Raw genomic sequence first — 22,813 nt, 5'->3', positions numbered from 1 at the left:
AAAGTGTGCTGACGCATACTTTGCCACTCACATCGGCTAGCGGAAGCTGTCGAGGCGGGACACCGCCGAATCGAAGCCCTTGACGAGTTCGTCCATCACCTCGGCCACCGGACGGATCTCGTTCATCCGGCCGACGATCTGTCCCACCGGCATCGCGACGACATCCGGGTTCTCCGACGCGGCGATCCGCTGATGCGCCTCGCTGACCAGCAGATTCTGCAGCGGCATCGGTAGCGGCGCCGGCGCGTCCGGCTTCGACCAGGCGTCGGTCCACTTGGTCTTGAGCAGGCGCGCGGGCTTGCCCGAGTAGATCCGGGACCGCACGGTGTCGGCGGACGTTGCACCGAGCAGGGCGCGCTGGATCGCGGACGGTCCCTCGGACGACGCGCTGCCGAGTTTGTACTCGGAGGTGGTGAGCCAGTACGACCCCATCCACACCCCCGCCGCCCCCAGCGACAGCGCAGCGGCGACCTGACGTCCGCTGCCGATACCACCGGCCGCGAGGACTGCGGCGGAATCACCGATGGCATCGACGATCTCGGGAACCAGCACCATCGACGCGATCTCACCGGTGTGCCCACCGGCCTCGTACCCCTGCGCGATGACGATGTCGACACCGTTCGCGACGTGTCTGCGCGCGTGCTCGACGGCGCCGGCCAGCGCGGCCACCGGAACGCCCTTCTCGTGGGCCTGGTCGATGACATCCTTCGGCGGTGAACCGAGGGCGTTGGCGATCAACGCAATTCGATGATTCAGGGCCACGTCCACATGCGAGCGCGCCACCGAGTGCAGCCAGCCGAGCACGCCGGTCGCGTGTTCGGCGCCCGAATCCAATGGCGGCACCCCCAGCTCGGCCAGGGTCCGGTCGACGAACGCGCGGTGTTCCGCGGGGATCAGCGACTCGAGGTCCACCGACGTGCCCTCGGTGGGAATCTTGGCGGGCATCACGATGTCGACGCCGTACGGCTTGCCGTCGGTGTTCTCGTCCATCCACGACAGGACGGCCTCGAGTTCCTCGGGGTCGTTGAACCGGACGCAGCCGAGCACACCCAGACCGCCGGCCCGGGAGATCGCCGCGGCCACGTGTTCGGAGGGAGTGAACCCGAAGACCGGGTACTCGATGCCGAACTTCTCGCTCAAACTCGTGTGCATTTACGCGCCTTTGCTTTCGGGCGAACCGTTGCCGTTGTGGTCGTCGGCCGGACGGGTCTCGGTCTGTTCCTTGGCCCAGCGGTAGTCGGGCTTTCCTGCCGGCGAGCGCTTGATCTCGTCGACGAACCAGAGGCTGCGCGGAACCTTGTATCCCGCAATCTCCTTGCGTGCCGCGTCGGCGATCTCGTGCAGACCCGGACGCGCCCCACCCCGGGTCTGGATGACGGCGGCGACGCGCTGGCCGAAGCGTTCGTCGGGAATTCCGACCACGAGGGCGTCGAAGACGTCGGGATGCGACTTGAGTGCGCCCTCGACCTCCTCGGGGAAGATCTTCTCGCCGCCGCTGTTGATGGACACCGAGCCGCGGCCGAGCATCGTCACCGTGCCGTCCGCCTCGACCTGCGCGAAATCGCCGGGGATGGAGTAGCGGATGCCGTTGATCTCCTTGAACGTGGCCTTGGTCTTCTCTTCGTCCTTGTAGTAGCCGATCGGGATGTGCCCCTTGCGCGCCAGGATGCCGACCACGCCGGAGCCGGGCTCCACCGGGTTGCCGTCCTCGCCGAGGACGGAGGTGGACGCGTCGATCTTCACCGTCGGGCCGCCGCCGTGCGAGTCGCCCTTCGCGACCACGCTCAGGCCGCCGAAACCGGTCTCGGACGAACCGATCGAATCGGTGATCATCCGGTTGGGCAGCAGTTCGAGGTACTTCTCCTTGATGCTGGGCGAGAACAGCGCCGCCGAACTCGCCATCAGGAACAGCGACGACAGGTCGTAGGGTTCGCCGCTCGCCTTGTCGCCCTCCACCAGCGCGTCGAGCATCGGTCGCGCCATCGCGTCACCGGTGATGAAGATGAGGTTGACCTTGTGCTGATCGACGATCCGCCACACGTCGTGGCCGTCGAATTCGGGGTGCATCACGCACTTTCCGCCGCCGAACAGACTCTGGAACACCGCCCACTGGCTGCCGCCGTGGATCATCGGCGGGATCGGGAAGCGGGTCATGCCGGGGCTCTCGGCGCCCAGCTTCGCGAGGTCCCACTCGTCCTCGACGTATTCACCGGTCATGAAATTGATGCCACCGCCGAGAACCCGCCAGACGTCCTCGTGACGCCACATGACGCCCTTGGGTTTGCCGGTGGTGCCACCGGTGTAGAGCATGTACAGGTCGTCGCCAGTGCGCTCGCCGAAGTCGCGGTCGGGGGAACCCTGCGCCAGTGCGGCCTCGTATTCGGTGCCCTCGTAGTCGAGATCGGTGCCGTCCTCGACCACGACGGTGGTCTTCAGGAGCGGCGTCTCGGGGAGCACGTTCGCCACCTTGTCGGAGTAGCGGCGCTCGTGAACGAGCGCGACCATGTCCGAATTGTCGAAGATGTATTGCAACTCGTTCTCGATGTACCGGTAGTTGACGTTCACCATCACGGCACGGATCTTGAAGACCGCCACCATGGCCTCGATGGCCTCGATGGTGTTCCGGCAGTAGATGCCCACTTTGTCGCCGGGCTGGACACCCTGTTCGCGCAGGTAGTGGCCGAGGCGATTGGCCCTCTCCTCCATCTGCGCGTACGTCACTTCCCGGTCGTCGGACACCAACGCGACGCGGTCCGGAACGAGGTCGATTGCGTGCTCTACGAGGTCTGCGATATTAAGGGCCACGTCAACAAAGTAGAACGTGTTACCGTTTCTGGCAAGACCCAATTTGAGAGCCAGCTCACACACCCTTCGGGAGACTTCAGTGTCCTCTACAACGACCGAGAAATCCGACATTTCGGCACAGTCGCCGCACTGCCTCGTGGAGAAGCGCGGACACGTCCTGATCGTGACGATGAACCGCCCCGAGGCGAAGAACGCGCTGTCCGGCGAAATGATGGCGATCATGCGGGACGCGTGGGATCAGGTCGACTCCGACCCGGACATCCGGGTCGCCATCCTCACCGGCGCAGGCGGCGCATTCTGCGCGGGCGCCGACCTCAAGGCCATGACGTCACAGCACCCCGGCGACTCGTTCTCCGGTGGCGGCTGGGACCTGTCCAAGATCGAGGCACTCCTGAAGGGACGGCGCCTCACCAAGCCCCTCATCGCCGCAGTCGAGGGTCCCGCCATCGCCGGCGGCACCGAGATCCTCCAGGGCACCGACATCCGCGTCGCCGGAGAGAGTGCCAAATTCGGTGTCTCCGAAGCCAAATGGGGACTCTTCCCCCTCGGCGGCTCCGCCGTGCGCCTCGTCCGGCAGATTCCGTACACCGTCGCCGCCGACATCCTGCTGACCGGACGTCATATCAAGGCCCCCGAGGCCAAGGAGATCGGTCTCATCGGGCACATCGTCCCCGACGGTCAGGCACTCGACAAGGCCCTCGAACTCGCGGACCTCATCTCCGCCAACGGCCCCCTCGCCGTCCAGGCGATCCTGAAGACCATCCGCGACACCGAAGGCATGCACGAGGAAGAGGCATTCCAGATCGACGCCGCCCTCGGCACCGAGGTCTTCAAGAGCGCCGACGCGAAGGAAGGCCCCCGCGCCTTCTCCGAAAAGCGCGCGCCGAAATTCGAGGGCCGCTGACCCCGGGTGCACTAATCCCGGGCGAATGTACCTTTCGGCGCATCTGAGGCGGCGAGAGGTACATTCGCCCAGGATGTGAGGGTTATCCACAGCCCCAAGTTATCCACAGACCTCACCAAATCGCCTGGCGACCACACCTGCCGCCGACAGCGAGTGCGTCATCATCGACTCCATGCGACGGGGAGAGTGGGGCATCGCCTCGAAGACCTGTACGGAGTGAGCCGATCCGGAATCATCCGCACCGCCGAGTTGAGGCAGTGGGGGGTATCGAATTCGGCGATCGACGCTCGATGCCGTCCGGGCGGGCCGTGGCAACGCATCCTTCCGGGTGTCGTGATGCTCGGCAACGGCCACCCGACCGCGCGTCAGCGTGCCGTGGCCGCGATCGTGCTCAGCGGCGAGAACGCAGTCCTCACCGGGCGAGCAGCGCTGCACGAATACGGCTACGGAACGTCGTACTCCGGCGACGCCCACGTTCTGATCGCCACGCACCGGCGCGTGCAGTCCACGGGCTTCGTCCTCGTCGAACGTACGACGCGGTTGCCCGTGCCGGTGACACGCAACGGGCTTCCCTGCGCCCCGCTTCCACGCGCGTTGCTCGACGCGGCACGACGGTGCCGCACCCTGGACAGCACTCGATCCCTCGTCGCCGAGGTGATCCAGCGAGGCGAGGTGAGCGTTGCCGAGCTGATCGCGGAGTTGGACTCGGGTAGCGGCCGGGGTGCAGCACTCCCTCGGACAGTGCTGCGCGAAGTGAGTGCCGACGTCCACTCGGTGTCCGAGGCCGAAGCGCGCAGACTATGGCTGCGCAGCGGACTGCCCCGAATGGTTTTCAACCGCAAGATCGTCGACGCCGACGGACAGTTCATCGCCATGCCGGACGGATGGATCGACGACGTCGCATTCGCCTGGGACATCGACTCCCTCGACTGGCATCTGGCACCGAAGGCGTACAAATCGACAGTCGAGCGCCGCACCCGGATGCAGAACCACGGCATCATCGTGCTGCCGACGCTGCCGAGCGCCGTCCGCGACGACCCCGACCGCGTGATCGCCGACCTCCGGTCGCACTACCAGCTGGCGTCGTCCCGCCCCCCGGCCGGAGGTCCGGATGCTCAGAGCGCCCGGGTAAATGCGCCGTTCAACGCCTCAGGTGCGCCGAAAGGTACATTCGCCCGGCCGGGAGGTCAGCCGAGGACCGCCGCGGACAGTTCGCGGACGTGGTCGGCGTCGCGGCAGGAGACGAGGAGCATGGTGACGCCGGCGTCGGCCCAGCGTTTGACGTCGGCGCGGACTTCGTCGACGTTGCCGATGATCATGGTCTCGGTGACCATCTCGTCGGGGACGACGGCGGCGGCTTCGTCCTTGCGGCCTGCGCGGAAGAGGCGCCCGATTTCCTCGACCTGTTCGCCGTAGCCCATGCGGGTGTAAACCTGGGCGTGGAAGTTGAGTTCGGGTGCGCCCATGCCGCCGACGTACAGGGCGGTGATCGGTTTGAGGCCGGCGATGGCGGCGGCGCGGTCGTCGGTGACGATCACCTGACAGGTGGCCGCGACCTCGAAGTCTTCGCGGCTGCGATGGGCGCCGGGGCGGGCGAAGCCCTCGTCGAGCCATTCGTTGTACATGGGTGCGAGGCGGGGCGAGTAGTAGATGGCGAGCCAGCCGTCGGCGATCTCGGCGGTGAGCGCGACGTTCTTCGGACCTTCCGCGCCGAGCCAGATGGGGATGTCGGCACGCAACGGGTGGGTGATGGGCTTGAGCGGTTTCCCGAGACCGGTGCTGCCGGGCCCGGTGTAGGGCAGCGGGAAGTGCGGGCCGTCGCTCGTGACGTGTTCCTCCCGCGACAGGACTTTCCGGATGATGGAGACGTATTCGCGGGTGCGGGCGAGCGGCTTCGTGAACGGCTGCCCGTACCACCCCTCGACGACCTGCGGCCCGGACACGCCGAGCCCGAGGATCGCCCGGCCGCCGCTGAGGTGGTCGAGGGTGAGTGCGTGCATGGCGGTGCTGGTGGGTGTGCGCGCGGAGATCTGTACGACGGACGTGCCCAGGCGGACGCGTTCGGTGCTCGAACCCCACCAGGCGAGGGGGGTGAAGGCGTCGGAACCCCACGATTCGGCGGCGAAGACGGCGTCGAATCCCTCGGCTTCGGCCGCGGCGATCAACTCCGGGACATTCGCCGGCGGCTGTGCGCCCCAGTATCCCAGTTGCAACCCGAGCTTCATCGTGTGCCTCCGCATCGACCGTCGTCAGAAGTGACCCTTGCCACAAACACTAGAACCTGTTCTACTCGAAGTTGTGAGCATGGGAAAGAGCGCGGTGGCCGAAAAATTCTCGAACGAACCGTTGAGCGCCCCGCTGAAACTTCAATTCGACTACACCCGATCGGTGGGTCCGACCATCGGAGCCTTCGTGACCGCACTGCGCGACCGCAAGGTCATCGGCGCCCGCGGCTCGGACGGACGCGTCTACGTGCCACCGCCCGAATTCGATCCGAACACCGCCGAACCTCTCACCGACTTCGTCGGAGTCTCGGACGCCGGGACCGTGGTGAGCTGGACGTGGATGCCGGAACCGATTGCCGGACAGCCACTCACCACCCCCTTCGCGTGGGCGCTGATCAAGCTGGACGGCGCCGACACGTCACTGGTGCACGCCGTGGACGTCGGCTCCCCCGCCGGAATGAGCACCGGTATGCGGGTCCGGGCACGGTGGGCGCAGGAGCGGGTCGGGCGCATCCAGGACATCGTGTGCTTCGAGCCCGGGGAGTCGACCGGCGAACCCGGCCCGTCCGCGGAGTCCGAACCGGTCACGATGGTCACGACGCCGATCGATCTCGACTACATGCACTCCGCCTCCGCCGAGGAGAGCTACTACCTCCGAGGGTTGAAGGCGGGCAAGCTGATCGGTGGTCGCACCGGACCGGACGGCAAGGTGTACATCCCGCCGCGCAGCGCCAACCCCACCGACGGCATCCCGACGAAGGAGCAGGTGGAACTGCCGGACAGGGGCATCGTCACCACCTTCTGCATCGTGAACGTCCCCTTCCTCGGACAGCGGATCAAGCCTCCGTACGTCGCCGCCTACGTGCTGCTCGACGGCGCGGACATCGCGTTCCTGCACCTGATCCTCGACTGCGACGCCGCCGACGTGCGGATGGGCATGCGCGTGGAGGCCAAATGGAAGCCGCGCGAGGAGTGGGGCTACACCCTCGAGAACATCGAGTACTTCAGGCCGACGGGTGAGCCCGACGCCGAGTACGACACCTACAAACACCACCTGTAAGGGCGCGGCACAATGACAGATATCGCAGTCGTCGGGTTCGCGCACGCACCTCACGTGCGCGAGACCACCGGCACCACCAACGGCGTCGAGATGCTCGTTCCCTGCTTCCAGCAGCTGTACGAGGAACTCGGAATCACCAAGTCCGACATCGGTTTCTGGTGTTCGGGGTCGTCTGACTACCTGGCCGGCCGTTCGTTCTCCTTCATCTCCGCGGTCGACTCGATCGGCGCGGTGCCGCCGATCAACGAGTCGCACGTCGAGATGGATGCGGCGTGGGCGTTCTACGAGGCCTGGATCAAGATCATGACCGGCGAGGTCGACACCGCCCTCGTCTACGGCTTCGGGAAGTCGTCGGCGGGCAACCTCCGCAAGATCCTGTCGATGCAACTAGACCCTTACCTCGTCACCCCGCTCGCGCTCGACTCCGTGTCGCTCGCCGGACTGCAGGCCCGCCTCGGACTCGACGCCGGCAAGTGGACGGCCGAGGAGATGGCGGCCGTGGCCGCGCGCAGCCGGGCCGCCGCCGAGAGCAATCCGAACACCCAGCTGTCGGGGCACGTCGACATCAACACGCTGCTCGCCAGCCCGTTCGTCGCGGACCCGTTGCGCGCCCACGACTGCGCACCGATCACGGACGGCGCGGCCGCTGTCGTGCTCGCCGCCGGCGATCGTGCCCGTGAGCTGTGCGAGCGGCCTGCGTGGATCACCGGAATCGAGCATCGGATCGATTCCCCGAACTTCGGCGCCCGCGACCTGACGGTCTCGCCGTCGACGACGGCTTCCGCCCGCGCCGCCACCGGAGGGGACCTCGGCGGAATCGACGTGGCCGAACTGCACGGACCGTTCACCCATCAGGAACTGATCCTCCGCGAGGCCATCGGACTGTCCGATGCGACGGCGATCAACCCGTCGGGCGGCCCGCTGAGCGGGAACCCGATGTTCGCGGCGGGTCTGGAACGGATAGGTTACGCAGCCAAGGCCATCATGGACGGCAACGCCGGGCGCACGCTGGCGCACGCCACGAGTGGCGCTGTGCTGCAACAGAATCTGGTCGCAGTCTTGGAGGGACGCAACTGATGGCGAATCAATTGGCCGCGGTGCTCGGCACCGGTCAGACGCATTACGTCGCGAAGCGGCACGACGTGTCCATGGCGGGGCTGGTTCGCGAGGCGATCGACCGCGCGATGGACGACGCCCGGGTGGGCTGGGACGACATCGACGCGGTCGTGATCGGGAAGGCCCCCGACCTCTTCGAGGGGTCGATGATGCCGGAGCTCGCGATGTCGGACGCGCTGGGCGCCAACGGCAAACCACTCCTGCGTGTGCACACCGCAGGCTCGGTCGGCGGTTCGACCGCGGTGGTGGCGTCGAGCCTCGTGAAGTCGGGGGTGCACAAGCGGGTGCTGACGGTGGCGTGGGAGAAGCAGTCCGAGTCGAACGCCATGTGGGCGCTGTCCACCCCCATTCCGTTCCACATGCCGGTCGGCGCGGGCGCGGGCGGCTACTTCGCCCCGCACGTCCGCTCGTACATCCGGCGGTCGGGCGCACCCGATCACATCGGCGCGATGGTGGCGGTGAAGGACCGGCTGAACGGCAGCCTCAACCCGTACGCCCACCTCAAGCAACCCGACATCACGCTCGAATCCGTGCAGGCCTCGCAGATGCTGTGGGATCCCATCCGCTACGACGAGACGTGTCCGTCCTCGGACGGCGCCTGCGCGATGGTGATCGGCAACGAGGAGGCGGCCGAGCAGGTCACGGCGGACGGTCGTGAGGTGGCCTGGATCCACGCCACCGCGATGCGCACCGAGCCCACCACGTTCGCGGGACGCGACCAGGTGAATCCGCAGGCCGGCCGGGACGCCGCGGCGGCACTGTGGAAGGCCGCGGGCATCAAGGATCCGCTCGACGAGATCGACGTGGCGGAAATCTACGTCCCCTTCTCCTGGTTCGAACCGATGTGGCTCGAGAATCTGGGGTTCGTCTCCGAGGGCGAGGGCTGGAAGCTGACCGAGGCCGGCGAGACGGCCATCGGCGGCCGGCTTCCGCTCAACGCGTCCGGCGGCGTCCTGTCGTCCAATCCCATCGGCGCCTCGGGCATGATCCGGTTCGCCGAGTCGGCGATGCAGGTGATGCACCGCGCCGGCGACCATCAGGTGAAGGACGCACGCAAGGCACTCGGCCACGCCTACGGCGGCGGTTCGCAGTACTTCTCGATGTGGGTGGTCGGTTCCGACCGGCCGAACAATTAGGAGCGGGCATCACCATGAAGTTCACCGTCGGCATCGCCATGAATCCCCTCGACCAACTGCCTGCTCTCGCGAAAACAGCCGAGGAGTGTGGGTTCGCGTCCATCGCACTTCCCGACTCACTGTTCTTCATGGAGAAGCAGAGCGCCGACTACCCGTACACCCCGGACGGCTCGCGGATGTGGAACGAGGAAACCCCGTGGGTGGATCCGCTGATCGCGGCGGCCGCCATGGGCGCGGTGACGTCGAAGATCGAGTTCTACACCCAGGTCCTCAAGCTGGGCTCCCGCAACCCGGTACTCCTCGCCCGCCAGGTGGGTTCGGTCGCCAACCTCATCGGCAACCGTTTCGGGTTCGGCGTCGGGATCGGCTGGGCACCCGAGGAATTCGAATGGTGCGGCGTGCCGTACAAGAAGCGCGGTGCGCGCGTCGACGAGATGATCGATGTCATCAAGCTGATCCTCGGCGGCGGCATGGTCGAGTACCACGGCGAGTTCTTCGACTTCGACCGCCTGCAGATGAGCCCGGCGCCGACGAAGCCGGTGCCGTTCTACGTCGGCGGACACACCGACGTCGCGCTACGACGCGCCGCCCGGGTGGGCGACGGCTGGACGTCCGCGATGATCAAGTTCGACGATCTCGTCCAGGTCATCGCGCGATTGCGGGAACTCCGGGAGGAGTACGGCCGATCCGATCTGCCCTATGAGATCCAGACCGTGTGCATCGACCGTTTCGGCAAGGACGGCTACGCCGAATTGGCGGATGCCGGAGTGACCGACACGATCGTCGTCCCGTGGGTTTTCGACGGCATCGGTTTCGACGGACCACTCGAGGCCAAGCAGGAATCGTTGCGCAAGTTCGCCGACCAGTACATCGGATAGGGGTGTGGACATGACGACGACCGACCATCCCGCCCGCCTCGCCGGGCAGGCTTCCCGCGAGGCGGCCAGCGGTAGGCGCAAGGACGAGTGGCTGGCCCTGTTCGCCGAGGACGCGTGTGTCGAAGACCCGGTCGGCCCTTCGGGTTTCGACCCCGAAGGCAAGGGTCACCGCGGCCTCGACGCGATCTCGCGGTTCTACGACATGACGATCGCGACCACCGAATCGCTCGAGTTCCTCATCACCGATTCACTGGTGTGCGGGAACGAGAACGTGAACATCGGGACCATCCGGTCCACGGTGGCGGGATCTCGGATCGACGCCGAGGGCGTGTTCATCTACCGCGTGAACGAGGACGGCAAGATCACGTCCCTGCGGGCCTTCTGGGAGGTAGAGCGGGCGATGAAGACACTGCGGAAGGCCTGAAGGCCCCAATTACGTGTCGGCGTCGTCGAGGTGCCGGACGAAGAGGATCGCGTCGAGTTCGCCGAGGCCGGCGGGGTCCAGCGGGAAGTACGTGGAGTTGCCCGACGGATCGGCACGCTTCTCCACGTCTCCGATCCTGCGGACCACCGGCGCGGCAGGTACGAGACAGCTTTCCCCCACGGCGAAGAGCCGGCCCTCGACGGTGTCGGGTGGCGGCGTCCCGATGCCGTGGCCGGGCGCCTCCCCGACGGCCCCACCGATGACCGTGTACGCATCGCCGAGCCGCAGGCCCAGGTGGGCACCGGCGCACCACCAGTGCAGATGCAGTCCGGCGAGATCCCAGTGGGTTTCGCCTTTCGACAGATGGCCGTTGTGAGCGAAGACGAACGTCGGGCCTCGATCGGCTTCCCTCTGCACGAGCGCGGACAGGTTGTCCGCCATGAGGGTGTCGCGGATTCCCAGCAGCCTCGTGATGCGGCGTGGAGAGTTCTCTGCCATTCCTGCGTGATAGCTGAGCAGGCGGGCGGCGACGCGACCGTGAAGCTCGGCCTCCCACAATTCGTCTCGCGTGCCTTCGGCCACGAGGCGAGGCGCCTGTGACGCCAGCAGCGTCATCAGGTCGTCGGCGATGAGACGCAACTCGACGGCCCCGGGCGTGGCACCGACGGCCTGGGTCGGGTCCATGGCGACGGCCGGATTGCTCCAGCGGTCGTCGTCGCCGATCAGTGCGGAGACCCTGTCCGGAGTGCACGGCAGATCCTGATCGTCGAGGTGGGTCCGCAGGTAGGTGTCGAGGAAGGTCAGGGCCTGCCTCGGGCTGTCCGCGGACGTCATCTCGATGGGGCCGTCGAATCCGAAGAATCGGAGTTGCTCGTCCGGTTCGCGTCGACGGTTGTATTCGGCCATCCACAGGATCAGATCGCGGTTCGCCCGGGACTCACCGAAGCCGTGGCTGAAGCCGTGCTCCATGACGTCGTCGAGCGGCAGGCGGACCCCACCCCTCACGAACGAGTCGACGAGTATCCCCTTCAGGCAACTGCTTTCGATCGCAATGGATCGATAGCCCTCGTGTTCGACGAGGAACCGGAACATCTGGTTGCGGAGCCGCAGAAAACTCTCCTCCCCGTGCATGGGCTCGCCGAACCCGAGGAGGCGAGGCGCGGAGTCCAGGCGACGGAGGAATGCGCCGAGGGCAGCGGTGACGGTCGGGTCTCCCGGCGCCGAGAAGACGGCACCCAGGTCGTGGATGGTGGACTGCACAGTCATGGCCTGCTCCCACCCTTCCTCGGACCGAAAGAGAACAGCGGCGTCGGAGAGGATGAGGGTGCCCTCCGACGCCGCTGAATCAGGGGGGTCAGTGTCTGACCGGGCAACCGCCTGACGCAGTCTTGTAATCGACCTGAAACTCCTTGATACCGTTGAGCCAGCCCGAGCGCAACCGCCGCGGATCTCCCAGCTTGGTGATATCGGGCAGGTGATCCGCAATCGCGTTGAAGATCAGGTCGATCTCGAGTCGCGCCAGGTTGGCGCCGAGGCAGAAGTGGGCGCCCGTTCCACCGAATCCGACGTGCGGGTTGTTCTCCCGCATGATGTCGAACTTCTCCGGGTTCTCGAACGCGTCCTCGTCGAAATTCGCAGAGCCGTAGAGCATTACGACTCGCTGCCCCTTCTTGATCTGCACTCCGCCGAGTTCGGTGTCTTCCAGTGCGGTGCGCTGGAACGAGTTGACCGGGGTCGCCCACCGGACGATCTCGTCCGCCGCCGTCTTGGGGCGCTCCTTCTTGTAGAGTTCCCACTGATCGGGATGGTCCAGGAACGCCATCATGCCGTGTGTGATGGCATTGCGCGTGGTCTCGTTGCCGGCAACCGCCAGCAGGATCACGAAGAAACCGAATTCCTCGGGAGAAAGCTCATTTCCATCGATGTCCGCTTCGATCAGCGTCGTGACGATGTCGTCGGCGGGGCACTTCTTGCGCTCGTCCGCCATCTGGTACGCGTAGCCGAGGATCTCCATCGACGCGGCCTGCGGGTCGATGTCCAGTTCGGGGTCGTCGTAGCCCGTCATCTGGTTCGACCAGTCGAACACCTTCAGGCGATCCTCCTGCGGCACGCCGAGCAGTTCGGCGATCGCCTGCAGCGGAAGCTCACACGCCACCTGGGTGACGAAGTCGCCGGCCCCCGATTCGGCGGCCTCCTTCACGATCTTCTCGGCGCGCTCGGTGAGTTCTTCGCGCAGGCTGTTGATCGCGCGGGGCGTGAATCCGCGGGAGACGAGTTTGCGGAGCTTGGTGTGCTCGGGAGCATCCTTGTTGATGAGGATGAAACGCTGCATCTCGATGTTCTCGCGCGGAATGTCGTCGGCGAACCGCACGATCGCGGTGTTCTCGTGTGTGGAGAAGACGTCGCTGCGCCGCGACACCTCCTTGACGTCCTCGAGCTTGCTGACGACCCAGTAGCCGTCGTCGTGGAAGCCACCGATCTCCGGCGGCTGCGGGTTCCACCAGATCGGGGCAGTCTTCCGCAGTTCGGCGAACTCCTGGTACGGGATGCGCTCTGCGTAGATGTCCGGGTCGGTGAAGTCGAAACCCTCTGGAAGATTGGGCTGCGCCACTGCTGTCTCCTGCCCTAAGCCATACACCACTCCGTGATGTGGAACACGTTCTACTAGCATTGAAGCACAAGCCGGGCGACTAGCAAAGGAAAGCTCATTCAGACCTTGCCCGGACAGCAGAACCTGTTCTATTTTCTGAGGACAAGGAAAGGAGCCCACCGTGGGCACACCAGTAATCGTCGAGGCAGTACGCACCCCGATCGGAAAGCGCGGTGGCTGGCTGTCCGGATTGCATGCCGCCGAGATCCTCGGCGCCGCTCAGCGGGGCATCCTCGACCGCTCCGGCATCGACCCCGAACTGGTGGAGCAGGTGATCGGTGGTTGCGTCACCCAGGCCGGGGCGCAGTCGAACAACATCACCCGGACCGCGTGGCTGCATGCCGGACTGCCCTGGCAGGTCGGCGCCACCACGATCGACTGCCAGTGCGGCTCCGCGCAACAGGCCAACCACCTGATCGCAGGCCTGATCGCCACCGACGCGATCGACGTCGGAATCGCCTGCGGCATCGAAGCAATGAGCCAGGTGCCGCTCGGGGCGAACGTCGGCGAGAACGCCGGGCCGCGCAGGCCCGCCGACTGGGACATCGACATGCCCAACCAGTTCGAGGCCGCCGAGCGCATCGCCCGTCGCCGCGGAATCACCCGCGCGGACGTCGAGGCCCTCGGAGTCCGTTCGCAGGCACGCGCCAAGCAGGCGTGGGACGAAGGGCGATTCGACCGGGAAGTGTTGCACGTGACCGCACCCGTGGTGGACAAGGAAGGCAACCTCACCGGGGAAACCCGGGTCGTGACGCGCGATCAGGGTCTGCGCGATACCACCGCGGAGTCGCTCGCCAAGCTGAAGCCCGTTCTCGAGGGCGGCATCCACACGGCGGGCACGTCCTCGCAGATCTCCGACGGCGCCGCCGCCGTCATGCTGATGGACGAATCCAGGGCGCGCGCCCTCGGTCTGAAGCCCCGGGCCCGCATCATCTCCCAGGCGCTCGTCGGCTCCGAACCCGAATTCCACCTCGACGGACCCGTCCAGGCCACGGCGCGCGTCCTCGAACGCAGCGGCATGAAGATCGGCGACCTCGACCTGTTCGAGGTGAACGAGGCCTTCGCGTCGGTACTGCTGTCGTGGGCGTCGGTGCACGAGCCCGACATGGATCGGGTCAACGTCAACGGCGGTGCGCTCGCACTCGGCCATCCCGTGGGCAGCACCGGGTCTCGTCTCATCACCACCGCGCTGCACGAACTCGAACGCGCCGACGGGTCGACGGCACTGATCACGATGTGTGCCGGCGGCGCGCTCGCCACCGGCACCATCATCGAGCGGATCTAGGATCTGCCGATGAATGCACCCGCCCCCGCCCGACCGCCCGGCCTCGACTCGAAGTGGACGGTCTCCTTCATCAAGTGGATGTCGAAGATCAACGTGGTGCTGTACCGGCGGACGGGCGGGCGCTTGGGCAGCAAGTGGCGGGTGGGCAGCGCCTTTCCCCGCGGGTTGCCCGTCTGCCTGCTCACCACCACCGGACGGAAGAGCGGCGAGCCGAGAATCAGCCCGCTGCTGTTCCTCCAGGACGGCGACCGCATCATCCTCGTCGCCTCGCAGGGTGGCCTCCCGAAGCACCCGATGTGGTACCTCAACCTGCGCGCCAACCCGGGGGTGACCGTCCAGGTGAAGTCGCGGGTGCGGCCGATGACCGCCCACGTGGCGGATCCCGAGGAACGCGCGCGCCTGTGGCCGCGGCTCGTCGACATGTATCCGGATTTCGACAATTACCAGGCCTGGACGGACCGCACGATCCCCGTCGTGGTCTGCAACCCCCGATAGCACGTGTATGTACCGCCGGGTAACGGGTGCCATGTCGGAGGACTTCTTGCAGTATTGACGCGTACGGACTTGTACGACGGCCGAGGGCGAGGAATTGCAGACATGAGTACACAGGTTCAAGATCGGATACACGACCGTCGAGAGCTCACCGCGGTCCTGCTGCGCGCACTCGAGCAGCGCCACGAGGTTCTCGACGCCATCGTCGACAGCGAGGATCACGCCGAGGCCCTCACCACCGTCGCCGGACTCCTCGACACGTCCGAGGCGTACGCGGAAGCCGTCCTCAACCTGACATTCCGCCGCCTCACCAAGGTCGAACGGCTCCGCATCCAGACGGAACTGAAGGACCTCGACGCCACTCTCGAGTGGACGTCTACGGACCGGCCGGCGAGCACCGGGCGGAACTTCCGCCTCCGGCCGTTCACCGAAACCGAGGAAGACGCCGAACTGTTCCGGCGCCGCTGCGGCGAGCAGGTCGACGACGCGGGCACGCAGTGGTCCGAGGAGCGGGTCGAGAAGGAACGCACGGAAGGCCTGAGCCGTGTCGACGACGAGTCCGCAGCGTGGTTCGTGTGTGAGGACACCGCGGAGAACACGGCCGTCGGCATGGTGTTCGGCGAACTGTCGGGACGCGAGGTCGACGTCGCCATCTGGATCGCCCCCGACGCCCGGAAGAAGGGCTACGGCACCGCGGCCGTGAAGCACAGCCGTCAGGAACTCGCCGCGGAGTTCCCGGGAACGGTCCTGGTCGTCCGCGCTCCCGCCTGACCCGTACGTGAGTGGCGAAGCGTGCGGGAGCACGCTTCGCCACTCACGTGCGGTGGTCGGGGTCGCGCTGTTTGGTGACGCCCTGGGCCCAGCGGTAGTCGGGCTTGCCGCTCGGGGTGCGCTGGACGGTGTCTTCCACCCACACCAGGCGCGGAATCTTGTAGCCGGCCAGGCTCTGCCGCACGTGTTCCTCGAGTCCGGCGAAGTCGACGCCCCGCCCGTCGCGCGCCTGCACGACCGCGGAGACCCGGTGCCCCCACCGTTCGTCGGGGACGCCGACGACGATGGCGTCGTAGACGTCGCGGTACGCCTTCACCGCGCTCTCGACCTCTTCGGCGAACACCTTCTCGCCGCCGGTGTTGATCACCATGTTGCCGCGGCCGAGCAGGGTGATCGATCCGTCGGCCTCGATCCGCGCGCGGTCGCCGGTGACGACGACGGGTCGCCCGTCGACCTCCCGGAAGATCTCCCGTGTCTTGTCCGGGTCGTTGTAGTAACCCACCGGGACGTACCCGCCCTTCGCGAACCAGCCGTCCTTCCCCGACCCCGGTTCGACGGGAACGTCGTCCTCGTCGATCACCAGGGCGTACCGTCCGGCAGGCACCCGGGGCCCACCCACCTGCTTCTCCCCCTTGGTCGCGAAACCGATTCCGCCGAAACCTGTCTCCGACGCGCCGATGGAATCGGAGACCAGCAGTCCCGGGAACGCGTCGAGGAAGGCGTCCTTGATCACCGGCGAGAACAGCGCGGCCCCGGATGCCACCACACCCACGCTCGACGTGTCGGTGCGCGAGGACTGATGCGCCTCGATCAGCGGCCGTCCCATCGCGTCGCCGGTGATGATCAGGATCTGCACCCTGTGCCGTTCGACCAACTCCCACGTCCGGTCGGCGTCGAACTTCGATTCCAGCAGCACGGTGTTCCCGCTGAACAGCGCGGTGAACGTCGGCATCATCGCGGCCGCGTGGATCAACGGCGGCAACGCGAACCACAGGGTCGGCTCCCCCTGCGACCCGAACCGTGACTGCTGGTACTCGTTCTCGATCGCGTCACCGGTGTAGAAGTCGAGACCGCCCGCGAGGACACGCCAGATCGCCTCGTGCGTCCACACCACACCCTTGGGACGTCCGGTGGTGCCGCCGGTGTACATGATGAACAGGTCCTCGGAGCTGCGCTCGCCGAAGTCCCGGTCGCCACTACCGGACAGTGCCTCCTCGTACGGCACCGAGTCGCTGGGCACACCGGCGCCGCCGAGATCGTCCTCGACGACGACGGTATGCCGGATCCGCGGCAGCGAGGGCAGGACTTCCGCGATGCGCGGCGAGTAGATCCGATGGTGGACCACGGCGTCGAGTTCCGCGTTGCCGTACACATAGGCGAGTTCGTCGCTGGTGTAGCGGTAGTTGATGTTGACCGGAACCGCACGAATCTTGTACGCCGCCAGCAACGTCTCCATGGTCTCGATGGAGTTGTGCAGGTGCACGCCGATGTGCGAATCGACGGTCAGCCCGACGTCCAGGAAGTGGTGGGCCAGCCTGTTGGCGCGGTCCTCCAGTTCGCGGTAGGTGACGCGACGGGCGCCGCAGATCAACGCCACCCGTTCCGGCATCGCGTCGACGGAATGCTCGAAGAGGTCCGCAAGGTTGTAGGCCACGGGGGCGTCCTCTCTCAGACGACTGTGAGTGGTAGGGGTATTCCTCGATCGGTGAACGCGAAGTCGGCTCCCGTGCTGAACCGGGTGAGCGCCACCTCGGGTGCCTCCTTCGCGGGCGGCTCACCGATCACGATTTCCACGGTCAGCGCCGCATCCGTCTCCTCGACCACCTGCACTGCGAAGCGCGGCGACACCCCGCGCACGAGCGCGTTCAACGGCCCGAGGTGCTCGGCGTCGATCATGGACGGCCACGCCCCGTCCGCCCCGGCTCCGCAGTCCCTGCCGAGGGTCAGCAGCATGCGGTCGCCGAGGGTGATGGTGACGTCCACGTACTGACGGGGATTGAACGCCGGATGCACAGCGAGGACGACGGCGAGGCCCTCGAGGTCCGCGGGCAGTCCGAGCGCGTTCCGGATCCGCTCCGACGTGAGGCCGGCGATGCCGGTGAGTTGCTTGCGGGCGATGTCGAGCGCGGATTCGGCATCGGTGCGGGCCCGCACCGCGAGCAGGAAACCGAGCGTCAGCAGGTGCTGCTGTACGCACACCTCCTCCGCCATCCGAGTCAGAGCCGAATGGGAGAAGTCCGGGAACCGCAGGTCGCCGAGGAGCGCGCCCGCGTAGTCGTGCTGCCCCGGCCCGCCGGTGTCGATCGGCGACAACTCGACCGTCGCCGCCCGCGACTTCCCCACCGTCACCAGTCCTTCCGGAATCGGGGGTGGCACGTGGGCCTCGTCGATGGTGACCGCCCAGAGGCAGTGCGGTGTCCGGTCCGCCGGTCTGCGGGGCGGACGGTGCACGGGACGCACCTGCGCATGCGGGTTGGTCGCCAATGCGGTGGCGTCGAACGTCGGGTCCTCGATGTCGTGGCACATCGCGGTGACGTACTCGTCGCCCATCGGTTCGACGTCCATCAACGCGCCGCAGTGATCCAGCCAGAACTCACCGTGGTCGTGATCGGTGACGCGGTACCGGAAGTCCATGAACTGGGGCGGCGCACCGATGTCGAGTTGCAGACCCTTGAAGATCGTGACGACGCCGTCGCCCTCGAATCCCAGCGCGCGTTGCATCCGCCGCGTGTAGAGGGGGCTCGACGCCATCCACTCCTCGATCGCGACCTGCGTCATGCCCTCGCGACCGAACGCCCCGATGAGGTGCGGCATACCGGAGCGGTCGATGAGATGACCGCACAGGAGCAGTTCCGGAACGAGAATCGCGAGATCCTCGCGGGACAGATCGGCGAACGACGCCGGAACCTTCACCGTACTCACCACAGCGGGACCGGGGCCGTGCCGACCGGATACCACCCCGGCAGCCGACCGGACGTCGCGCGCTGGATCCGCGCGTTCATGCCGTCGGACATCGCGTTGTTCGTGATCATCTCGAGGAACAGACTCGAGACGTTGCCGAAGTCGAAGAAGTCACGCTGCCAGGACCATTGGAAGTTGCCGCCGTAGCGGAACCAGCTGCCGCCGATTCCGGTGACCTGATAGTGCGTGCCGTCGTCGCGGGTGCGTTCGGACACCTGCTTCCAGAATCCGATGACGTCGCCGCTGCGATCGTCGATGACGAACTGCTGGTAGGGGTACTGCCAGCCCTCGAGCCCGTCCATTTCCTGCCCGAGCGCCAGGTCGCGGATCTCGTCCCGGCCGACGGCCATGAAGTCATCCTTCGGCCCGTAGTTCCATCCGTACGTGGCGTCCTCGGTGTACATCTCGGCGAGCGGCTTCCAGTCGCCGAGCGACTCGCACCGCTTGTTCTCGTCCACCCAGCGCTGCACCATCTCGTCGAGCTCCGCACGATCGAACTGCACCGCCGGGCCGATCCTTCGATCGAACTGTGCCATCAGCTATCTCCTTCAGAGTCGTCGTCCGCGAGGATCCGCAGGGCCTGGGTCGGGCAGAAACGCACGGCGCTCTCGACTTCGGCGCGCAGGTTCTCGGGTGGGTCGGTGTCGAGGATCTCGACCTTGCCGTGCTTCGGGACGACGAAGACGTCGGGTGCCTCCATCTCGCACACGGCATGACCCTGACACAGGTCGAGATCGGCTTCGACTTTCATCACGCGCTTCGCTTCCGGTACCTCACCGTGCACGGCTGCTGCAGCTGCACCACCATCTTGCTGTGATCGTTGCGGTACGTCTCGGAGGGTTGTGCCATCTCGAACTCCCAGTCCTGCAGGAGAATCGAGAAGATCGCCTTCAACTGCATCAGCGCGAACGCGGCCCCGACGCAGCGGTGCCTGCCTGCGCCGAACGGAATCCACGTCCAGCGGTTGACGATGTCTTCCTGGTTGGGGTCGATGTAGCGCTCGGGATCGAACGTGTCCGGGTTCGGGAAGTCCTCCGCGATCCGGTTGGAGATCGCGGGCGTGGCCGCCACCAGGTCGTTCTCGGCGATCCGGTAGCCGCCGACCTCGAATTCGCCCCGCGCGACGCGCAGCAGGATGATCAGCGGCGGGTGCAACCGCAGCGTCTCCTTCAGCACCGCTTCGAGTTTCGGGATCTGCCTGAGTGCCCCGAAACTGATGTCGGAGCCGTCCGAATAGAGGTCGTCGAGTTCGGCGACCACCTGCTTGGCGTAGTCCGGGTGCCGCAGCAGCTCGATCAGGGTCCAGGCCGCGGTGCCGGACGTGGTGTGGTGCCCGGCGAACATCATCGAGATGAACATGCCGGTGATCTCGTCCGCCGTGAAGCGCTCGTTGCCGCCCTCGTCCTTGATCGAGACGAGCACGTCGAGCATGTCCCGATCCTCCTTGCCCTGAGGAGGGTTCTCGATGCGCCCGTTCATGATCTCCTGGACGAGGGCCACCAACTGCACCCTCGCCTCGTCCCGCCGGCGGAAGCTCTCGATCGGGGCGTAGGCGTCGACGTAGGCGATGGGGTCGGTGCCCTGCTCGAGCTCGTGGTACAGGTGCGCGAACCGGCCGTCGAGCTGTTCCCGGAACTTCTTGCCGATCAGGCAGGCCGAGGACGTGTAGATGGTCAGCTCCGCGAAGAATTCGAGGAGATCGATCTCCCCCTCGTCGCCCCACTGCGCCACCATGCGGTCGACCTCGTGCGCGATCGTCGCGGCGTGGCCCTTCATCTGCTCGCCGCGCAACGCCTGGTTGTGCAGCATCTCCTTGCGGCGCTCGGGGCTCGCGTCGAACACGACTCCCTCGCCGAAGATCGGCTTCATGAACGGGTAAGCGGCCTGCTGGTCGAGATCCTCGTCGGTGGAGCGGAAGAAGAATTCGTTGGCCTCGGCGCCGGACAGCAGCACCACCTTCTTGTCGGCGAGCTGGAAGACACCGACGTTGCCGCACTCCTCCCGGACGCGGCGCATCAGCGCGATCGGGTCGGTGCGCAATTCTTCGAGATGTCCGTGCTCGTGCTCACCGCCGGACACCCGTTGCGGGGTAGCCAGGTTCATTCTCCATCCTTTCCCAGGGGCGCCTCGGGCTGCACCTCGATCAGCACCATGTGTGCGCCGCGCGGCGCACTGACGGCGGCGACGACGGCGTCGGCGATCGCGGAGGCGCGCAGGAAGTACGAGTGCCGGGCGAATCCCCATTTCGTCCAGTCTTCGAGGACGGGTCCGATGACCTCCTCGGTGGTGTTCATCCCCATGGATGTCTGGGTGGGGCCCGGACGGACGACCGACGCCCGGACGCCGGTGCCTTCCAGCTCCATTCGCATCTGCCGGCCCATCATCTCGACGCCGGCCTTCGCGGCGTTGTAGGCGCCCATCCGGGGCCGGGGGGTGTCGGCGCAATCGGATCCGATCAGGACGAAATCTCCGCGCCTGCGTTCGATCATGCCGGGAAGGAGGCGGTGCGCGAGACGCTGCGCACCGACCAGATGGACGTTGACCTGGCCCAGGAACTGGTCGGGGTCCATCTCGTGCGCGACGGAGAACTCCAGGTCGCCTGCCCCCGACAACGCGATCTCGGTGGGGCCGAGGGCTTTCTCCGCCGCGGTGACGAATTCGTCGACGGATGCGGTGTCGGTGACGTCGAGGTAGTGCGCGAACGCTTCTCCGCCGTTGCTGCGGATCTTCTCCGCGATCTCCTCGCATTCGGCCACCCGGCGGGCACCGAGCGCGACGGGGTGACCGGCCTCGGCCAGCGCATAGGCCGTCGCCGTGCCGATTCCCGAAGAGGCCCCGGCGACGATCGACGGGCGCCGCTGCGGGTTGGGCTCGAACCTAGGCATCGCGGACCTGCACTTTCATGGGGAGGGTGGCGAAACCGCGCACGTTGGTCGAGTGGACGCGCACACTGTTCGCCTCGTCGATGTCATAGTCGTCGATGCGGGAGACGAGTTCGGTGAGCGCGATCCGCGCTTCGAGCCTGGCCATGTGGGCGCCGAGGCAGAAGTGGGTGCCGCCGCCGAAGCTCGCGAGCTTGTTGGACGTGTCCCTGCCGATCCGGTATTCGTCGGCGTCCTCGAACACCGCCGAGTCACGGTTCGCGGAGCCGATGAGGATCAGCACCTTGCCGCCGGCGGGAACCGTCCGGTCGTGGAAGTCCAGGTCGACGGACGCCGTCCGGGCGACCATCTGGCTGGACGTGTCGAAACGCAGGGTCTCCTCCACCCACTCCGGCACCCGGCTCGCATCCTCGAACACGTGCCTGGCCTCGCCCGGATAGCGGAAACCCCAGTACAGCGCGTTGCCGAGCAGTTTGGTGGTGGTCTCGTTGCCCGCCACCACCATCAGGAACATGAACGCGATGATCTCGTCGTCGGTGAGCCGGTCGCCGTCGATCTCCGCCTCGAGCAGGGCGGACGTGAGGTCCTCGGTCGGTTTCCTGCGCCGCTCGGCCAGCATGTCGGCGTAGTAGCCGACGAGGTAGAGCGACGCCTCCATCGCGGCGTGGGGCACGTCGAGGACGCCCTCCTCGCGGTGCACCACCAGGTCGGCGAGCCGGCGGAGTTCCACGCGGTCGGCCTCCGGCACCCCCATCAGTTCCGAGATCACGTCCATCGGGAGCTTGCCGGCGAACTCGCCGATCCAGTCGAACTCACCCGCCGCGAGCGCCGGGTCGAGGTACTGCCGGGTCAGATCCAGGATCCGCCCCTCGAGTTCGTTCACCCGCCTCGGAGTGAAGCCGCGGGACACCAACTGCCGCATCCGCATGTGCCGCGGATCGTCCAGCGCGAGAAAGGACATCGTCTTGTGAGCGTGCGGACCGTAGGCCGCCGGGTCGAGCGACACCCCGTTCGCGCTCGACAGGCGCTGGTTGTCGCGGAACGCCGCGACGACGTCCTCGTGCCGGGACAACGCCCAGAAGTCGAGATCCTCGTTGTAGTAGAGGGGCGCTTCTTCCCGCAGTCTTCGATACGTGACGTACGGATCTTCGTGGAAGCCATAGTCGTACGGATTGAACGTCACCGGATTGTGTGACACCCCGGGCATCGAGGCTGCGGTCATGG

At 66.6% G+C, this 22,813-nt stretch carries 21 protein-coding genes and 1 pseudogene; 10 read left to right on the top strand and 12 right to left on the bottom strand.

Annotated elements, in window-relative coordinates:
• Positions 1 to 36 precede the first annotated feature (36 nt).
• Both AZG88_RS09160 and AZG88_RS09155 read right to left on the bottom strand, forming a co-directional pair.
• A complete protein-coding gene (locus AZG88_RS09160; RefSeq protein WP_061697514.1) occupies positions 37 to 1,152 on the bottom strand; it encodes an NAD(P)H-dependent flavin oxidoreductase in 1,116 nt (371 codons plus the stop codon).
• Positions 1,153 to 2,805 (bottom strand): acyl-CoA synthetase, encoded by a 1,653-nt coding sequence (locus tag AZG88_RS09155; protein WP_005244557.1) that lies wholly within the window; start codon positions 2,803 to 2,805, stop codon positions 1,153 to 1,155.
• Between the two features lie 79 nt (positions 2,806 to 2,884).
• On the opposite strand from AZG88_RS09155, the gene AZG88_RS09150 reads away from it, so the two are divergent.
• Positions 2,885 to 3,709: a crotonase/enoyl-CoA hydratase family protein gene (locus AZG88_RS09150; protein WP_061697513.1), complete on the top strand. Its 825-nt coding sequence runs from the start codon at positions 2,885 to 2,887 to the stop codon at positions 3,707 to 3,709.
• Positions 3,710 to 3,881: 172 nt separating this feature from the next.
• Positions 3,882 to 4,841, top strand: a pseudogene (locus tag AZG88_RS55500) (hypothetical protein).
• Positions 4,842 to 4,896: 55 nt separating this feature from the next.
• Here the strand turns inward: AZG88_RS55500 and AZG88_RS09135 are convergent.
• The gene (locus AZG88_RS09135) at positions 4,897 to 5,934 is read right to left on the bottom strand and encodes an LLM class F420-dependent oxidoreductase (protein ID WP_061697510.1); all 1,038 of its coding nucleotides are present in this window, start codon (positions 5,932 to 5,934) and stop codon (positions 4,897 to 4,899) included.
• 79 nt (positions 5,935 to 6,013) lie between these two features.
• Between AZG88_RS09135 and AZG88_RS09130 the strand changes: the two genes are divergently transcribed.
• The 5 genes from AZG88_RS09130 to AZG88_RS09110 are packed head-to-tail and all read left to right on the top strand — an operon-like array spanning position 6,014 to position 10,548.
• Complete coding sequence (locus AZG88_RS09130; protein ID WP_061697509.1) at positions 6,014 to 6,994, top strand: Zn-ribbon domain-containing OB-fold protein; 981 nt, start codon at positions 6,014 to 6,016, stop codon at positions 6,992 to 6,994.
• A gap of 12 nt (positions 6,995 to 7,006) precedes the next feature.
• Positions 7,007 to 8,071: a thiolase domain-containing protein gene (locus AZG88_RS09125; RefSeq protein ID WP_061697508.1), complete on the top strand. Its 1,065-nt coding sequence runs from the start codon at positions 7,007 to 7,009 to the stop codon at positions 8,069 to 8,071.
• On the top strand, positions 8,071 to 9,246 hold the full coding sequence (locus AZG88_RS09120; protein ID WP_005244563.1) for a thiolase domain-containing protein: 1,176 nt from the start codon (positions 8,071 to 8,073) through the stop codon (positions 9,244 to 9,246). Before AZG88_RS09125 ends, AZG88_RS09120 begins: the two co-directional genes overlap by 1 nt.
• A gap of 14 nt (positions 9,247 to 9,260) precedes the next feature.
• Positions 9,261 to 10,124, top strand: a complete 864-nt coding sequence (locus AZG88_RS09115; RefSeq protein WP_061042264.1) for a TIGR03619 family F420-dependent LLM class oxidoreductase — start codon at positions 9,261 to 9,263, stop codon at positions 10,122 to 10,124.
• Between the two features lie 10 nt (positions 10,125 to 10,134).
• On the top strand, positions 10,135 to 10,548 hold the full coding sequence (locus AZG88_RS09110; RefSeq protein ID WP_061697518.1) for a nuclear transport factor 2 family protein: 414 nt from the start codon (positions 10,135 to 10,137) through the stop codon (positions 10,546 to 10,548).
• A 9-nt stretch (positions 10,549 to 10,557) separates the two neighbouring features.
• On the opposite strand, the gene AZG88_RS09105 is transcribed toward AZG88_RS09110, so the two are convergent.
• Both AZG88_RS09105 and AZG88_RS09100 read right to left on the bottom strand, forming a co-directional pair.
• Positions 10,558 to 11,814, bottom strand: coding sequence for an erythromycin esterase family protein (locus AZG88_RS09105; protein WP_061697507.1), 1,257 nt, complete (start codon positions 11,812 to 11,814; stop codon positions 10,558 to 10,560).
• Positions 11,815 to 11,902: 88 nt separating this feature from the next.
• Positions 11,903 to 13,159: a cytochrome P450 gene (locus tag AZG88_RS09100; RefSeq protein WP_025431826.1), complete on the bottom strand. Its 1,257-nt coding sequence runs from the start codon at positions 13,157 to 13,159 to the stop codon at positions 11,903 to 11,905.
• A gap of 160 nt (positions 13,160 to 13,319) precedes the next feature.
• Here AZG88_RS09100 and AZG88_RS09095 point away from each other — a divergent pair, with 160 nt between their 5' ends.
• The 3 genes from AZG88_RS09095 (at position 13,320) to AZG88_RS09085 (ending at position 15,746) form a co-directional block, all read left to right on the top strand.
• Positions 13,320 to 14,483: a steroid 3-ketoacyl-CoA thiolase gene (locus tag AZG88_RS09095; RefSeq protein WP_061042266.1), complete on the top strand. Its 1,164-nt coding sequence runs from the start codon at positions 13,320 to 13,322 to the stop codon at positions 14,481 to 14,483.
• A gap of 9 nt (positions 14,484 to 14,492) precedes the next feature.
• The gene (locus tag AZG88_RS09090) at positions 14,493 to 14,978 is read left to right on the top strand and encodes a nitroreductase family deazaflavin-dependent oxidoreductase (protein ID WP_005244569.1); all 486 of its coding nucleotides are present in this window, start codon (positions 14,493 to 14,495) and stop codon (positions 14,976 to 14,978) included.
• A gap of 102 nt (positions 14,979 to 15,080) precedes the next feature.
• Positions 15,081 to 15,746: a GNAT family N-acetyltransferase gene (locus AZG88_RS09085; RefSeq protein ID WP_025431825.1), complete on the top strand. Its 666-nt coding sequence runs from the start codon at positions 15,081 to 15,083 to the stop codon at positions 15,744 to 15,746.
• A gap of 43 nt (positions 15,747 to 15,789) precedes the next feature.
• On the opposite strand, the gene AZG88_RS09080 is transcribed toward AZG88_RS09085, so the two are convergent.
• From AZG88_RS09080 to AZG88_RS09050, 7 genes are read right to left on the bottom strand one after another with little or no spacing between them, the layout of a single operon-like run.
• Complete coding sequence (locus AZG88_RS09080) at positions 15,790 to 17,400, bottom strand: acyl-CoA synthetase (RefSeq protein ID WP_061697506.1); 1,611 nt, start codon at positions 17,398 to 17,400, stop codon at positions 15,790 to 15,792.
• Positions 17,401 to 17,414: 14 nt separating this feature from the next.
• The gene (locus AZG88_RS09075; RefSeq protein ID WP_025431823.1) at positions 17,415 to 18,671 is read right to left on the bottom strand and encodes a hypothetical protein; all 1,257 of its coding nucleotides are present in this window, start codon (positions 18,669 to 18,671) and stop codon (positions 17,415 to 17,417) included.
• Positions 18,665 to 19,243 carry a hypothetical protein gene (locus AZG88_RS09070; RefSeq protein WP_005244573.1) on the bottom strand — a complete coding sequence of 193 codons (579 nt, stop codon included), beginning with the start codon at positions 19,241 to 19,243 and terminating at the stop codon, positions 18,665 to 18,667. Before AZG88_RS09070 ends, AZG88_RS09075 begins: the two co-directional genes overlap by 7 nt.
• Positions 19,243 to 19,458, bottom strand: coding sequence for a ferredoxin (locus AZG88_RS09065; protein ID WP_005244574.1), 216 nt, complete (start codon positions 19,456 to 19,458; stop codon positions 19,243 to 19,245). Before AZG88_RS09065 ends, AZG88_RS09070 begins: the two co-directional genes overlap by 1 nt.
• Positions 19,458 to 20,810 carry a cytochrome P450 gene (locus AZG88_RS09060; RefSeq protein WP_061697505.1) on the bottom strand — a complete coding sequence of 451 codons (1,353 nt, stop codon included), beginning with the start codon at positions 20,808 to 20,810 and terminating at the stop codon, positions 19,458 to 19,460. The genes AZG88_RS09065 and AZG88_RS09060 overlap by 1 nt, the downstream gene beginning before the upstream one ends.
• The gene (locus AZG88_RS09055; protein WP_061697504.1) at positions 20,807 to 21,592 is read right to left on the bottom strand and encodes an SDR family oxidoreductase; all 786 of its coding nucleotides are present in this window, start codon (positions 21,590 to 21,592) and stop codon (positions 20,807 to 20,809) included. The genes AZG88_RS09060 and AZG88_RS09055 overlap by 4 nt, the downstream gene beginning before the upstream one ends.
• A complete protein-coding gene (locus AZG88_RS09050; protein WP_061697503.1) occupies positions 21,585 to 22,811 on the bottom strand; it encodes a cytochrome P450 in 1,227 nt (408 codons plus the stop codon). Before AZG88_RS09050 ends, AZG88_RS09055 begins: the two co-directional genes overlap by 8 nt.
• Positions 22,812 to 22,813 lie beyond the last annotated feature (2 nt).

This window comes from Rhodococcus sp. LB1, from assembly GCF_001583455.1.
In the GTDB taxonomy this organism is placed as follows: Bacteria; Actinomycetota; Actinomycetes; order Mycobacteriales; family Mycobacteriaceae; genus Rhodococcus_F; species Rhodococcus_F opacus.
This window is presented reverse-complemented; position numbering and strand designations above follow the sequence as displayed.